The 13,700-nt window shown below is 70.3% G+C and carries 12 protein-coding genes; 7 read left to right on the forward strand and 5 right to left on the reverse strand.

What is annotated here, in order from left to right:
• Nucleotides 1-11 precede the first annotated feature (11 nt).
• Nucleotides 12-2,123 carry a heavy metal translocating P-type ATPase gene (locus JOE67_RS09780; protein WP_204976871.1) on the forward strand — a complete coding sequence of 704 codons (2,112 nt, stop codon included), beginning with the start codon at nucleotides 12-14 and terminating at the stop codon, nucleotides 2,121-2,123.
• 46 nt (nucleotides 2,124-2,169) lie between these two features.
• Here the strand turns inward: JOE67_RS09780 and JOE67_RS09785 are convergent, their stop codons facing one another.
• On the reverse strand, nucleotides 2,170-2,757 hold the full coding sequence (locus JOE67_RS09785) for an NADPH-dependent FMN reductase (protein ID WP_204975397.1): 588 nt from the start codon (nucleotides 2,755-2,757) through the stop codon (nucleotides 2,170-2,172).
• Between the two features lie 99 nt (nucleotides 2,758-2,856).
• Entirely contained in the window at nucleotides 2,857-3,447 is a 591-nt protein-coding gene (locus tag JOE67_RS09790) for a GNAT family N-acetyltransferase (RefSeq protein ID WP_204975398.1), read from the reverse strand.
• A 117-nt stretch (nucleotides 3,448-3,564) separates the two neighbouring features.
• Here JOE67_RS09790 and JOE67_RS09795 point away from each other — a divergent pair, with 117 nt between their 5' ends.
• Nucleotides 3,565-4,656 (forward strand): VanZ family protein, encoded by a 1,092-nt coding sequence (locus JOE67_RS09795; protein ID WP_204975399.1) that lies wholly within the window; start codon nucleotides 3,565-3,567, stop codon nucleotides 4,654-4,656.
• Here the strand turns inward: JOE67_RS09795 and JOE67_RS09800 are convergent.
• Nucleotides 4,623-5,528 carry a siderophore-interacting protein gene (locus JOE67_RS09800; protein ID WP_338041563.1) on the reverse strand — a complete coding sequence of 302 codons (906 nt, stop codon included), beginning with the start codon at nucleotides 5,526-5,528 and terminating at the stop codon, nucleotides 4,623-4,625. The two genes, JOE67_RS09795 and JOE67_RS09800, sit on opposite strands and share 34 nt — an antisense overlap.
• A 29-nt stretch (nucleotides 5,529-5,557) precedes the next feature.
• Here JOE67_RS09800 and JOE67_RS09805 point away from each other — a divergent pair, with 29 nt between their 5' ends.
• The 4 genes from JOE67_RS09805 (at nucleotide 5,558) to JOE67_RS09820 (ending at nucleotide 10,520) form a co-directional block, all read left to right on the forward strand.
• The gene (locus JOE67_RS09805; RefSeq protein WP_420827643.1) at nucleotides 5,558-6,457 is read left to right on the forward strand and encodes an ABC transporter ATP-binding protein; all 900 of its coding nucleotides are present in this window, start codon (nucleotides 5,558-5,560) and stop codon (nucleotides 6,455-6,457) included.
• A gap of 39 nt (nucleotides 6,458-6,496) precedes the next feature.
• Nucleotides 6,497-7,531 carry an ABC transporter substrate-binding protein gene (locus JOE67_RS09810; RefSeq protein ID WP_204975401.1) on the forward strand — a complete coding sequence of 345 codons (1,035 nt, stop codon included), beginning with the start codon at nucleotides 6,497-6,499 and terminating at the stop codon, nucleotides 7,529-7,531.
• 41 nt (nucleotides 7,532-7,572) lie between these two features.
• Nucleotides 7,573-9,636: an iron ABC transporter permease gene (locus tag JOE67_RS09815; RefSeq protein ID WP_204975402.1), complete on the forward strand. Its 2,064-nt coding sequence runs from the start codon at nucleotides 7,573-7,575 to the stop codon at nucleotides 9,634-9,636.
• Between the two features lie 218 nt (nucleotides 9,637-9,854).
• Nucleotides 9,855-10,520 (forward strand): GTP pyrophosphokinase, encoded by a 666-nt coding sequence (locus tag JOE67_RS09820; RefSeq protein WP_204975403.1) that lies wholly within the window; start codon nucleotides 9,855-9,857, stop codon nucleotides 10,518-10,520.
• An 85-nt stretch (nucleotides 10,521-10,605) separates the two neighbouring features.
• Here JOE67_RS09820 and JOE67_RS09825 read toward each other — a convergent pair whose 3' ends face one another.
• Complete coding sequence (locus JOE67_RS09825; protein ID WP_204975404.1) at nucleotides 10,606-11,820, reverse strand: amidohydrolase; 1,215 nt, start codon at nucleotides 11,818-11,820, stop codon at nucleotides 10,606-10,608.
• Between the two features lie 298 nt (nucleotides 11,821-12,118).
• Between JOE67_RS09825 and JOE67_RS09830 the strand changes: the two genes are divergently transcribed.
• On the forward strand, nucleotides 12,119-12,322 hold the full coding sequence (locus tag JOE67_RS09830; RefSeq protein WP_204975405.1) for a cold-shock protein: 204 nt from the start codon (nucleotides 12,119-12,121) through the stop codon (nucleotides 12,320-12,322).
• Nucleotides 12,323-12,379: 57 nt separating this feature from the next.
• Here the strand turns inward: JOE67_RS09830 and nhaA are convergent, their stop codons facing one another.
• Nucleotides 12,380-13,660 carry a Na+/H+ antiporter NhaA gene (nhaA, locus tag JOE67_RS09835; RefSeq protein ID WP_204975406.1) on the reverse strand — a complete coding sequence of 427 codons (1,281 nt, stop codon included), beginning with the start codon at nucleotides 13,658-13,660 and terminating at the stop codon, nucleotides 12,380-12,382.
• Between the last annotated feature and the right edge of the window lie 40 nt (nucleotides 13,661-13,700).

The raw sequence follows: 13,700 nt of genomic DNA on the forward strand, positions 1-13,700 counted from the left end.
GCGAGCACCGCATGGGGCGCGAGGGACATGAGACCCACGGCGGCCACGGCGATCACGGCGGCCACGAGGCCCACGGCGGCCACGGCGGCCACGGCGGCCATGAGGCCCACGGTGGCCACGAGGCTCACGGTGGCCACGAGAACCACGGCGGCCACAAGGGCCACGGCGGCCACGGCGATCACGTCGGCCAGTTCCGCCGGCTGTTCTGGATCAACCTGCTGATCGCGGTTCCCGTGGTCGCGACCAGCGGCATGTTCGCGATGATCCTCGGATACCAGGTGCCTGACTGGGCGCGCTGGGTGGCCCCGCTGCTCGGCACCGTCATGTACGTCTGGGGCGGACGCCCGTTCCTCACCGGCGCAGTCGCAGAGCTGAAGGCCCGCAGGCCGGGCATGATGCTGCTGATCGGGCTCGCCATCACGGTCGCGTTCCTCGCGTCGTGGGGTGCGAGCCTGGGCATCCTGCACCACGAGCTCGAGTTCTGGTGGGAGCTCGCGCTGCTCATCGTGATCATGCTGCTCGGTCACTGGCTCGAGATGCGATCGCTCGCCCAGACCACCTCCGCTCTCGACTCCCTCGCCGCGCTGCTGCCCGACGAGGCCGAGCGTGTCGACGGCGACGAGATCACCAAGGTCAGCCCGGCCGACCTGCAGAAGGGCGACGTCGTCATCGTGCGGCCAGGGGGCAGCATCCCGGCCGACGGCATCGTCGTCGACGGTCGCGCCGATCTCGACGAGTCGATGCTCACCGGCGAATCGCGCACGGTCAGCCGCGGCACCGGCGACCACGTCACGGCAGGCACGGTCGCCACCGACTCGGGCCTGCGCGTCGAGGTCACCGCGACCGGCGACGACACCGCGCTCGCCGGCATCCGCAGACTGGTCGCCGACGCGCAGGCGTCGAGCTCGCGCGCGCAGCGGCTGGCCGATCGCGCGGCTGCCTGGCTGTTCTGGTTCGCCCTCGGCGCCGCAGTGATCACCGCGCTCGTCTGGACGCTGGTCGGGATGCCCGATGAGGCCGTCATCCGCACCATCACGGTGCTCGTGATCGCCTGCCCGCACGCGCTGGGTCTTGCCATCCCGCTCGTCGTCTCGATCGCGACCGAGCGCGCGGCGCGAGCCGGAGTGCTCGTGAAAGACCGCCTCGCGCTCGAGAGCATGCGCGACGTCGACGCCGTGCTCTTCGACAAGACCGGCACCCTCACCAAGGGCGAGCCGACCGTCACCGCTGTCGCGCCCGTCGAGGGGTGGAGCGACGACGAGCTGCTCGCGCTCGCCGCGTCGGCCGAGGCCGACAGCGAGCACCCGCTCGCGAAGGCCATCGTGCGGGCGGCGTCGCAGCTGACGCTCGCGAAGGCGACGGGGTTCACCTCGTCTCCCGCGGTCGGGGTCACGGCCACCGTCGATGGGCACGAGATCCGCGTCGGCGGGCCGCGGCTGCTCGACGAGGTCGGCGGGGCGGAGATCCCGGATGCTGCAGGCTGGCGCTCAGAGGGAGCCATCATCCTGCATGTGGTGCGCGACGGTCAGGTGATCGGCGGGCTGGCGCTCGCCGACGAGATCCGCGCGGAATCGCGGAAGGCGGTCGCCGCGCTGCAGGGCCGGAGTGTCGAGGTAGTGATGATCACGGGCGACGCCGAGGCCGTGGCGCATGCGGTGGCCGCCGAGCTCGGCATCGACCGCGTCTTCGCCGGAGTGCGCCCCGAAGACAAATCGGCGAAGGTCGCCGAACTGCAGAGCGAGGACAAGAAGGTCGCGATGGTCGGCGATGGGGTCAACGACGCCCCGGCGCTCGCGCAGGCTGACGTCGGCATCGCGATCGGCGCGGGCACCGACGTCGCGATCGCCTCGGCAGGGGTCATCCTGGCATCCGACGATCCCCGCTCGGTCGTCTCGGTGATCGAGCTGTCGCAGGCGAGCTACCGCAAGATGACGCAGAACCTGTGGTGGGCCGCCGGCTACAACCTGATGTCGGTTCCGCTGGCCGCTGGCGTGCTCGCACCGTTCGGATTCGTGCTGCCGATGTCGGTGGGCGCTGTGCTGATGAGCCTCTCGACGATCGTCGTCGCGCTCAACGCCCAGTCGCTGCGCCGGCTCGACCTGCGCCCCGACCGCATGTCCTGACCCGCCGGCCGACCCGCCGGCTCGCGGCAGGGCGCAGGCGTCGGCGTCAGGAGTCGCGGTCGCCCATGTGGCCGGGCAGCGTGCTCGAGAGCACGCGCTCGACGAGCGCGGCGTACTCGTCCATGTAGTGCCGCAGGAACTTCGCGGTGTCGTCGTCCTTCACCTCGCCGCCGGGGCCGTAGACCTCGGGTTTGAAAGTGATGTACGCCTCCGGGGCGTTCAGCTGCGGGGCGTTGAGAAAGCTCAGCACGCCGCGCATCGACGACTGCATGACGGCCGTGCCGATCGCGCCGGTCGAGGCGCCGATGATGCCCGTGGGCTTGCGGGCGAACGAGTTGTGACCCCAGGGGCGCGAGCCCCAGTCGATCGCGTTCTTCAGGGCGCCGGGGATCGAGCGGTTGTACTCGGGCGATACGAACAGCAGGCCGTCCGAGGCCTCGATCGCCTGCTTGAACTCGGTGACGGCGGCCACCGGCGAGTTCTCGTCGTCACGGTTGTACAGCGGCAGGTCGCGAATGGGGATCTCGGTGAGTTCGAGACTCTCGGGCGCCAGGCGCACGAGGGCGCCGGCGAGCACGCGGTTGATCGAGTCGCTGGCGAGACTGCCGATGATGTAGCCGATGCGGTAAACCATGTCGTTCTCCGATCTCCTGGGATGGGGTGCCTCAGGTCTACCCGGTCGAGCACGACACGACAACAGGGGTTGCGCGATCGGATGCCGGTGCCGCGGCGCTCAGCGACGACCAGGCCACTCCTCGGACAGCAGCCCGTAGTTCATCCCGTCCATCCACTCGCCGGATCGGTGCAGCGCGGTCTTGCGGCTGAACTCCTCCCGGCGCATGCCCAGGCGCTCCATGAGGCGCCATGACGGCTCGTTCGCGGCGAAGCATCCGGCGTGCACACGGCGCAGGCCGAGCGATCCGAAGCACAGGTCGATCACGGCGCTGACCGCTTCGGTCGCGATGCCCTGGCCGGCTGCCGACGGCGCGAGGACCCACCCCAGCTCCGCCTCGGTACCCGCGGCCTGCTCGGCGGCCTCGGCCTGCGCCCAGCCGTCGCCGGTCTTGACCATGAGGTCGCCGATGATTCCTGAGTCCGCGCCCTCGCCTTCCCGCCGCACGATGACCAGCGTCATCGCGAGCCGCGCCGGATCGGAGTACGTGTCGCGGAAGGCCTCGAGCGTGGCCGGTGCCCGACCGAGCCAGCGGTTCACCTCCGGCAGCCGGCGGAATGCCCAGACGGCGTCGAGGTCGTCGACGGTGCAGGGGCGGATCTCGAGCCGCTCGGTGCGAACCGGCCAGGCCACGTCTTCGAGGGAGGGCATTCCGTCAGCGTAGCGGCGCCGCCGCGGTCACGTCTGCCTCCTCATGGGGGCTCTCCACGAGGCCCGGACCGCCGGCGGAAGCGGGTGGTCGCGGGCTCCGCCGTAGACTCGCTGACCATGGGGGAACAGGTGCTGCTCGGAGTGCTCGCGATCGTCGTCGGCATGCTCGCAGGGGTCGCGCTCTTCGTGCCGTTCGTATCGATCAGCTACCGGCGTCAGGGTCGGCTGAGTGTTACGCGGCTGCTGATGTGGTTCGCGGCTCTGGTGTACTTCTGGGCGGTCTGGGCGTACACCCTGCTGCCGATGCCCGACCCCGACGCGATCCACTGCGTGGGCATGATCACCGATCCGATGGAGATGGTGCGCGATGTGCAGAAGGCGATCGCCGCACCAGGCAGCACCCTGACTCATCCTGCGCTGCTGCAGCTGGCCTTCAATGTGCTGCTGTTCGTTCCGCTCGGATTCTTCGTCCGCGTGCTCTTCGGCCGCGGCATCGTCACCGCGCTGCTCGTCGGTCTCGGGTTGTCGCTCTTCATCGAGACGACGCAGCTGACCGGCGTGTGGGGCATCTACCCGTGCGCCTACCGCTTCTTCGACGTCGGCGACCTGATCACGAACACGAGCGGTGCGCTGCTCGGCGCCGTGTTCGGGCTCGTCGTGCCGCGGGCGCGACGCGGTCTGACGAAAGCGGCGGATGCCATGCAGCCGCGGCCCGTCACGCGCGGACGCCGCGCTCTGGCCATGCTGTGCGACGGCCTCGGGTTCCTCTTCGCGTCGGCGACGGTGTCGATCGCCGCGCAGCTCTTCATCGACCTGGTGCTGCACGACAGGGCGACCATGCGGGAGGGCTCTGTCGCAGAACTCGCCGGTACCGGAGGAGCCGCCGTGGTGTGGCTGGCCGTCACGCTGATCACCGGCCAGTCGGTCGGCGATGCCGCGGTGCAGCTTCGCTATGCGGGATCGCCGAGGCCGCTCATAGCCGCTCGCCTGCTGCGGTGGCTCGGCGGCGTGGCCGGGCTCTCGACCATCGGGCTGTTCGGCGGCGTCTTCGACACGCTGTCGGGTCTGCTGCTGCTCGTCGCCTGCGTGCTGTTCTTCGTCACCCCGCTCGGGCGGGGGCTTCCGGGCATCCTCTCGGGTCAGCAGCTCGTCGACGCGCGCGAGGCGCGCTCGATTCAGGATGCCTCGGCGCGGCCCTCTCGCCAGTAGCCCATGAACGCGACCGAGCGACGGTCGATGCCGAGGTCGCGGACGAGGTGACGGCGCAGCGCCGTGATGGTGCCGGCCTCGCCGGCCAGCCAGGCGTACTCGCCCCCGTCGACGGCCTCTGGGACCTCCCAGAGCACCTCGTCTGCGTCCGGCTCGGCGAGCGTCTCGGTCGCCGACCTGGCACCGCGATCGCCGCGGCGCACGCCCCACTCGTGCACGGCTGCGCTGAGCCGCACACCGTGCGCGCCGCTGCCGCGTGCGAGCCACCGCACGTTCACGCCATCGGGCGCCGTCAGCTCGAGCGCATCGGCCTCGGTCGGCACCTCGATGCAGACCTCGCCGACGGCGTGGGCGGGCAGCGCTTCGACGATCGAGCAGATCGCCGGGGTCGCGGTCTCGTCGCCGGCGATGAGCACCGAAGTCGCGGCACCCGGCCGCCACTCGATGCCGCCGCCCTGCTGGTCCGAGCGTGAGTCGGGGCCGACCACCGCGAGCGCGTCGCCGACGCGGGCCCCGGTCGCCCAGGCGGATGCGGGGCCCTCTGTGCCGTGCAGCACGAAGTCGATGTCGATCTCCCGCGCCTCGGGGCGCGGTGAGCGGATCGTGTAGGTGCGGATCGGATTGCGCTTGTCGTCGGGCAGCTCGCGCCAGCGGCGGTACCACTCGGTCATGCTCTGCGTCTCGTCGAACTGACCGACGTCGGTGACCGAGCCGTCGGCGAACGGGATGATCAGCTTGATGCGCTGGTCGAGTCCGTCTGTGCCGAAGTGCGCGAGGTCGTCGCCCTGCAGCGTGATGCGCGTGAAATGGGGCGAGAGGGCGGTGACGCGCGCGACGGTTGTGCGAAATGTCCGGTACGGGTGGTGGCTCACGATTCCAGCATAGGTTAGGCTCTCCTAACGTGACCAATCCGATCGAGGAAACCGGCCTTCCGACGGTCTCGCCGGCAGAGCACGCCGACGGCAGAAGCGCCGGCGAGCTGCACGGCGATGCGCTGGCGCTGAGCTACGGGCGCACCCGTGTGGTGCACGAGGTCTCGCTGCACCTGCGCCCCGGCGTCGTCACCGCGCTCATCGGCCCCAACGGCAGCGGCAAGTCCACGGCGCTGCGCGCCCTCGCCCGCCTGCACAAGGTCGACGCAGGCGCCGTGCGCGTCAGCGGCGCCGCCGGCGAGCGCGATGCGTCGTCGCTCTCGGCGAAGGAGTTCGCGCGCACTGTCGCCATGCTCTCGCAGTCGCGCCCGCACCCCTCCGGTCTCGAGGTGCGCGACGTCGTCGCCTACGGCCGGCACCCGCACCGAGGACGCTTCGCAGGCATGTCCGACGCCGATCGCGCAGCGATCGCGCACGCCCTCGAGCTGACCGGACTCGACGGCATGGCGCACCGCCCGGTCGACGAGCTGTCGGGCGGAGAGCTGCAGCGCGTGTGGCTCGCGACCGCGCTCGCCCAGGACACGGGAATCCTGCTGCTCGACGAGCCCACCAACCATCTCGACCTGCGCTACCAGGTCGAGACCCTCGACCTGGTCTGCGACCTCGCCGACCGCGGCACCGCCGTCGGCGTCGTGCTGCACGACCTCGGCCATGCGGCATCGGTGGCCGATGAAGTCGTGCTGATGCATCGCGGCCGTGTGCATGCCGCCGGAAGCCCGGCATCCGTCCTCACCTCCGATAACCTCACCGCGGTCTACGGCCTGCCGATCGACGCCCACGTCGATGCGCGCACAGGCCGCGTGCTGGTCACCCCGCGCGGCCGCCACCACGACCGCGCCCGCCGCGCGCTCACGGCGCTGTCCGCCTGAACCCCCCTCCCGCACCCTCACTCCCCGGAGCCCACCCTGATGAACAAGCCCCTTGCCGCCCTCGCGACCCTCGGCGCCCTCACGCTCGCCCTCACCGCCTGCGGCACCACGCAGACCGCTGAGAAGCCCGCCGCCGACAAGAGCACCACTTCCGCGAGCGGCGCCGGCTGCGCCGACGACAGCACCAGCACCTCGACCGGCCCGGTCGAGCTGACCGACGCCTTCGGCCGCACGGTGAAGCTCGACAAGCCGGCAGCCAAGGTCGCGGTGCTCGAGTGGCAGCAGATCGAAGACGTGCTCTCGCTCTGCCTCACTCCCGTGGCCGTCGCCGACGCCGAGGGCTACAGCACGTGGGACACCGCCGAGAAGCTGCCCGAGGGCGTGAAAGATGTCGGCACCCGCCAGGAGCCCAACCTCGACGCCCTGTTCGCCGCCGAGCCCGACCTCGTGATCGTCGAGGCGTACACGCGTGACGACGCCATCATCGGCCAGCTCGAGAAGTACGGCGTGCCCGTGCTCGCCACCCTCGGCGCGAACGCCGAGGACCCCATCGCGCAGATGCTCTCGACCTTCGACCTCATCGCCGAGGCGACCGGCCGCACCGAGCGCGCCGACGTCGTGAAGGACGAGTTCGACGCCCACCTCGCCGACGCCAAGAAGCAGGTCTCCGACGCCTCGCTCGAGGGTGCGCCGTTCGTGTTCTTCGACGGCTGGGTCGACGGCGGCAACGTGTCGCTGCGTCCCTTCGGCCAGGGCTCGCTCATCGGCGAGATCGGCGAGGAGCTCGGTCTGAAGAACGCGTGGACCGGCGAGGTCGACCCGGCGTACGGCCTCGGCCAGACCGACATCGAGGGCATGACCACGATCGGCGACGCGATGCTGCTGCACACCGGCACCGCCGACCCCGACTCCGAGAGCTTCGTCGACGCCGCCGAGAAGAACCCGGCCTGGGCATCCATCCCCGCGGTGAAGAACGACGACGTGCACGCCTTCCCGGCCGGCATCTGGACCTTCGGCGGCCCGCGCTCGGCCGAGCAGATCATCGACGCGTACGTCGACGTCATCACCAAGTGACCGTGGGGGCGCCCCGCGTCGATGGCCGGAATGAAGGACGAATGCAAGAAGCAAGGACGGATGCGCCCGGCGGATCCTTCAGAAGCGCAGATGTCCTGAATCCGGATGCCTCCCGCGGGCGCCTCTCGGCAACGGCGGCGCTGCTGGCCCTCGTGGCGGTGCTGGTGGCATCCGCCCTCTGGCACCTCACGCAGGGCACCAGCGGGCAGATCCTCGCCGACCCCGAGATCCTGTTCGGCTCACGCCTGCCGCGGCTCGCGGCGGGCGTGGCCGTCGGCCTCGCTCTCGGCGTCGCGGGTCTGCTCATGCAGTCGCTCTCGCGCAACCCGCTCGCCTCTCCCGACACCCTGGGCGTCACGGGTGGCGCGTACTTCGCGGTCACCGCGGTCACGGCGTTCGGACTCAGCATCCCGTTCTGGGCGTCGGGGCTCGTCGCCTTCGCCGGCGGTCTTGCGGCCGCGACCCTCGTGCTGGGGCTCGCCGGGGGAGCGGCCTCATCGACCACGCGTCTCGTGCTCGCAGGATCCGCCCTCGCGCTCGCCCTGCAGGCCGGCACATCGACCCTGCTCGTGCTGTTCGACGAAGAGACGAAGGGGCTGTTCGCGTGGGGCAGTGGCAGTCTGTCTCAGCTGGGTCTCGAGTCGTTCCTACGCGCGGCTCCGGTGGTCGTGGTGGGCATCGCCCTCGCGCTCGCCCTCACCAGACGGCTGGATGTGCTCGCGCTGGGGGACGACACCGCATCGTCGCTGGGTGTTCCGATCCGCTCGACGCGCGTCATCGGCATCCTGCTCGCTGTGGTGCTGACCGCCGCCGCCGTCACCCTCGCGGGGCCCATCGGCTTCGTCGGCCTGTGCGCCCCCGTGCTGGCGCGGCTGCTCTCGCGGCTGGTGCCTGCGCTCGGCCGCCATCTGCTGCTCATCCCGACATCCGCGCTCATCGGCGCGATCGTCGTGGTGCTCGCCGATGCCGTCCTGCGCGCGATCATCGGCGCCGAGGGCGCCATCGCCGTGCCCACGGGCGTCGCCACGACGCTGCTCGGCGCGGTCGTGCTCGTCACGATGGCTCGTCGCCTGCGCGACGCGGGCCCCACCCGTCGCCCGCCGAGCATCCGCTTCGGCGTGCGCAGCACCCGCCGCTTCGCGGTGGTGCTTTCGGTCGGCGTCGCCGCGCTGATCGCCGTCGTGCTGATCGGGATGCTGGTCGGCGCGACTCCGCTGCTCACCGGCGACATCGTGCTCTGGCTGCAGAAGCAGGCTCCGCCGCTCGTATCGTTCGCGCTCGACGAGCGGGTGCCCCGCGTCATCGCCGCGGTCGTCGCGGGCGCCGCTCTGGCCCTGGCCGGAACCGTGACCCAGGCGGTCAGCCGCAACCCGCTCGCCGAGCCGGGACTGCTCGGCATCACGGGAGGGGCCGGACTCGGCGCCGTGCTGATCGTCACGAGCGCCGCGGCCTCGACGTTCGGGATGCTGGTCGCCGCGGTCATCGGCGCCCTGCTGGCCTTCGGGCTCGTCTACTCGCTCGCATGGCGCGGGGGCCTCAGCGCCGATCGGCTCGTGCTCATCGGCATCGGGGTCTGGTACGGGACGACCGCGCTGACCACCTTCGTGCTGCTCCGCTCGAACCCGTGGGACACCCCGAAGATCTACACCTGGCTCTCCGGCACGACGTACGGCCGCATCTGGGAGCAAGTGGTGCCGCTCGCGATCGTGCTGGTGGTGGCGCTGCCGTTCGTGATCTCGCAGCGCCGCGACCTCGACATCCTCGCGATGGACGAGGACACGCCTCGCCTGGTGGGCATCAGGCTCGAGCGCACGCGTCTCGCGCTGCTGCTGGCGGCGGCGCTGCTCGCGGCCTTCAGCGTGTCGGCGGTCGGAGTGGTCGGGTTCGTGGGCCTTGTCGCTCCGCATGCGGCGCGCGCCCTCGTCGGCGCCAGGCATTCGCGGGTGATCCCCGTCGCGGTCGTGCTGGGTGCGGTGCTCGTCGGGGTGGCGGATGCCATCGGCCGCACGGTGCTCGCGCCCGCGCAGCTGCCCGCCGGCCTGGTCGTCGCGATGCTCGGCGCGCCGTACTTCGTCTGGCTGCTCTGGCGCTCGCGCGACGCCTGAGCCTCCGCCCCTCCGCCCCCGCGCCCCGCGGCGTCGCCGAAACCTGCACCTGTTGCCGAGACCTGCCGTTGCAACCGCAGGTCTCGGCGGGGAGTGCAGGTCTCGGCGAGCGGACGGCACGCGGAGGGCGCGCCGACGGCGAGCGGAGGGCGAGCGGACGGCGAGCACAGGGCGGGATGCCCAGGGGATTCCGAACGGACGCGCGTAGCCTCGGGGGCATGACCATCCCCGTCGACGACGCCGCGATCGTCCAGGCGAAGCAGCTGAGAGATGCGTTCCAGCGGTTCCTCCGCGAGTACGAGTTCGGCATGCGGGAGGTCGAGACGAAGATCTCGATCCTGCGCGACGAGTTCACGCACATGCACGCGTACAACCCGATCGAGCACGTCAAGAGCCGTGTGAAGACGCCGGACAGCATCGTCGAGAAGGTGGCGCGCAAGGGCATCGAGGCCGACTTCGAGGTGATCCGCGGCGAGATCACCGACATCGCCGGGGTGCGCGTGACGTGCAGCTTCGTCAGCGACGTCTACCGGCTGTTCGACCTGCTCACCCAGCAGGACGACGTGACCGTGCGCATTGTGAAGGACTACATCGCCGACCCCAAGCCGAACGGCTACCGCAGCCTGCACGCGATCGTCGAGGTTCCGGTGTTCCTGTCGACCGGGCCGGTGTCGATCCCCGTCGAGGTGCAGTTCCGCACCATCGCGATGGACTTCTGGGCGAGCCTCGAGCACAAGATCCACTACAAGTTCTCGGGCCGCGTGCCGGCTCACCTCGTGCAGAGCCTCACCGACGCGGCGGATGCCGCCTGCGAGCTCGATCAGCGCATGGAGCGCCTGCACCGCGAGGCCCACGAGAGCAACCAGCGCGTCATCGAGGCCTGACGAATTCAGGAGCAATGCGATTCTGAAGGACGCCGCGGCGCCGAGCATCCTTCAGAATCGCATTCCTCCTTCAGAGGTGACCGCCTCAGGCGAGGAACTGCCGCGCGGCCGTCGCCATCGCCGTCACGCCCGTCTCAATGGTGGGGTGGATCACCGGGGCGTAGAACGGGGAGTGATTCGTGGGGATGTCCTTGTCGACGGTGTCGTTCGCGACGGCATCCGCGTACACCTTCGGGTCGACGCCGCCCCAGAACCAGAACACGAGCGGCACACCCGCATCGCGGGCGAACCACGACACGTCCTCGCTGCCGGTGAACAGGCCGGGGTCGATCACCGACTGCTCGCCGAAGACGCCTCGGAACGCCGAGACCACGCGGGCGGTCGCGTCTGCGTCGTTGATCGTCGCTGGCAGCTTGTGCAGGGTCGAGATCTCGGGCTCGCGCTCGGCGCCGGATGCCATGGCCTCGGCGCGGATGATGCGCTCGACCTTTTCGAGGACCTTCTCGCGCAGCTGCTCGTCCGGGTAGCGCAGGCTGAGCTGCAGAGTGGCATCGGCCGGGATGATGTTGTTCTTGGTGCCGGCGTGGATCGCGCCGACGGTGACGACCGCGAGGTCGTGCGGGTCGACCTCGCGAGAGACGACGGTCTGCAGTCGCATGATGGTCGACGCCGCCATGACGATCGGGTCGATCGTCGAGTGCGGGCGCGACCCGTGCCCGCCGCGGCCGTGCAGCACGACCTGGATGCCGTCGGATGCCGACATCTGCGGGCCAGGGCGCACGCCGATCGTGCCGGCGGGCAGCGGGGTGACGTGCTGGCCGAGCACCACGTCGGGGCGGGGGAAGCGATCGAGTGCACCGTCGTCGAGCATCGCGCGGGCACCCGCACCGTACTCCTCGGCAGGCTGGATGACCACGACGACCGTGCCGCTCCACTGCGCGCGCTCGGCGACGAGCCGTTCGACGGCGCCGATCATGGCGGTCACGTGCATGTCGTGTCCGCAGGCGTGCATCACCCCGACGGTGTTGCCGTCGGGGTCGATCCCTGTCGCCGTCGACGCGTAGGCGAGCCCTGTCTCTTCCACGACGGGCAATGCATCCATGTCGGCACGCAGCCAGACCACGGGGCCCTCGCCGTTGGCCAGCACCCCGACGACACCGGTGACGCCGACCCCCTCGGTGACCTCGAGCCCCAGGTCGCGCAGGTGCGTGGCGGCGATGCCGGCGGTGCGCGTCTCCTGGAACGACAGCTCGGGATGCTTGTGCAGGTCGATGTAGAGGGCTTCGAGGTCGACGGTCATGGCACCGAGCCTAGCCACTGGTGCCCGTCTGACAGGCACTCAGGGCCGACTCCCGGCTGCGACGTGATACCGTTACGTGTCCCTCCGCCGGAGGGCCCACTCTCAAAAGGCTCGCGAATCTCGCTGCAGCCCATCACCCCGATCCCGTCCCGCGTGTGAGTTCCGCGGACTCGGATCCCCGATCCCGTCGGATCGCGCATCGCGCCAGCCGATCGGCATCATCATGACGTGCCCGCCGGACAGTTCAGCGGGGCATAACGATCGCGACAGCGATCAGATCAACAGAAAGCAGAAGCACATGGCCACTGGCACTGTGAAATGGTTCAACTCGGAGAAGGGCTTCGGCTTCATCGCTCCCGACGACGGCTCGGACGACCTGTTCGCGCACTTCTCGGCGATCGAGGGCAACGGCTACAAGGAGCTCACCGAGAACCAGAAGGTGGAGTTCGACGCTGAGCGTGGCCCCAAGGGCATGCAGGCGGCGAACATCCGCGCGCTCTGATCTGAGCATCATGAACCGGCCGGGGCCTTCGGGCTCCGGCCGGTTCTGCGTATGCGGTCAGTTCGACTCGTGCCTGCGGTAGCGGCGGTTGCGCAGGCCGAGCAGGACGGATGCCAGCAGCGCCGCCCCCACGGAGGCGGTGAGGATCGCGACCTTCGCCTGGTCGTGGTGCGGGTCGTCGATGCTGAAGCTCAGCTCGGCGACCAGCAGCGAGACGGTGAAGCCGATGCCGGCGAGCAGCCCTACCCCGATGATGTCGACCCACTGCAGCGCGGGGTCGAGGTTGATCCGGCGCACTCTGGTCACGATCCAGGTCGCCGCGACGATGCCCAGTGGCTTTCCGAGAACGAGGCCGAGGATGATGCCCAGCACGACCGGGTCGCCGAGCGCCGAGATGAAGCCCTCAGGTCCGCCGATCGCCACACCGGCCGAGAAGAAGGCGAAGACGGGCACCGCGATTCCGCTCGAGATCGGGCGGAATCTGTGCTCGAACACCTCGGCGAGGCCGGGGCCGGCATCGCCTCGGCGGTCCTTCCGGCGGTGCAGCACCGGGATCGTGAAGCCCAGCAGCACGCCGGCGATCGTCGCGTGGATGCCTGAAGCGTGAACCAGTGCCCATGCGAGGAAGCCGAGCGGAAGCAGGATGAGCCACGCCGCCGCCGGGCGCAGGTGGAAGAACTGCCGATATCGCTGGGCGATCGCGCCGTACGCGGCGATGGCCGCCATGGCCAGCAGCAGCGGCACGATCTCGATCGTGTCGGTGTAGAAGATCGCGATGATCGCGATCGCGACCAGATCGTCGACGACGGCGAGGGTCAGCAGGAAGATGCGCAGTGCGCTGGGCAGGTGCGAGCCGATGATCGCCAGCACCGCGACGGCGAATGCGATGTCGGTGGCGGTCGGGATGGCCCAGCCGTCGGCCGCGCCAGGCGTGCCCGAGGTGAGAGCCACGTAGATCAGGGCGGGCACCGCGACGCCGCCGAGGGCCGCGACCACAGGGACGACCGCGGTGCTGAACTGGCGAAGATCACCCGCGACGAATTCGCGCTTGAGCTCAAGGCCGACCAGGAAGAAGAAGATGGCGAGCAGGCCGTCTGCGGCCCATTGCCCCAGCGTCAGCCGCAGGTGCCAGGGCTCGTAGCCGAGCTCCACGTCGCGGAGGGCGAAGTAGCCCTCCGCCCACGGCGAGTTCGCCCACAGCAGTGCCGCCGCAGCCGCGACGACCAGGAGGAGGCCGCCGACGGTCTCTTTGCGGAGGATCCGGCCGATGCGGACGGACTCCGCCTTCGATGAGGAGGGGAAGAAGGAGCGGCGCAGCCGCGAGGATGAGCGGATCATTGAGATCTTTCCGGTCGACCGACGATGTCGTCGACCAGGC

The sequence above is a fragment of the Microbacterium esteraromaticum genome (assembly GCF_016907315.1).
GTDB classification, from domain to species: Bacteria; Actinomycetota; Actinomycetes; order Actinomycetales; family Microbacteriaceae; genus Microbacterium; species Microbacterium esteraromaticum.

Coding starts and splice junctions, on each gene's coding strand:
- JOE67_RS09780 (WP_204976871.1), top strand. CDS start 12: ATGGGGCGCGAGGGACATGAGACCCACGGCGGCCACGGCGATCACGGC.
- JOE67_RS09785 (WP_204975397.1), bottom strand. CDS start 2,757: ATGGTTTACCGCATCGGCTACATCATCGGCAGTCTCGCCAGCGACTCG.
- JOE67_RS09790 (WP_204975398.1), bottom strand. CDS start 3,447: ATGCCCTCCCTCGAAGACGTGGCCTGGCCGGTTCGCACCGAGCGGCTC.
- JOE67_RS09795 (WP_204975399.1), top strand. CDS start 3,565: ATGGGGGAACAGGTGCTGCTCGGAGTGCTCGCGATCGTCGTCGGCATG.
- JOE67_RS09810 (WP_204975401.1), top strand. CDS start 6,497: ATGAACAAGCCCCTTGCCGCCCTCGCGACCCTCGGCGCCCTCACGCTC.
- JOE67_RS09815 (WP_204975402.1), top strand. CDS start 7,573: ATGCAAGAAGCAAGGACGGATGCGCCCGGCGGATCCTTCAGAAGCGCA.
- JOE67_RS09820 (WP_204975403.1), top strand. CDS start 9,855: ATGACCATCCCCGTCGACGACGCCGCGATCGTCCAGGCGAAGCAGCTG.
- JOE67_RS09825 (WP_204975404.1), bottom strand. CDS start 11,820: ATGACCGTCGACCTCGAAGCCCTCTACATCGACCTGCACAAGCATCCC.
- JOE67_RS09830 (WP_204975405.1), top strand. CDS start 12,119: ATGGCCACTGGCACTGTGAAATGGTTCAACTCGGAGAAGGGCTTCGGC.
- nhaA (WP_204975406.1), bottom strand. CDS start 13,660: ATGATCCGCTCATCCTCGCGGCTGCGCCGCTCCTTCTTCCCCTCCTCA.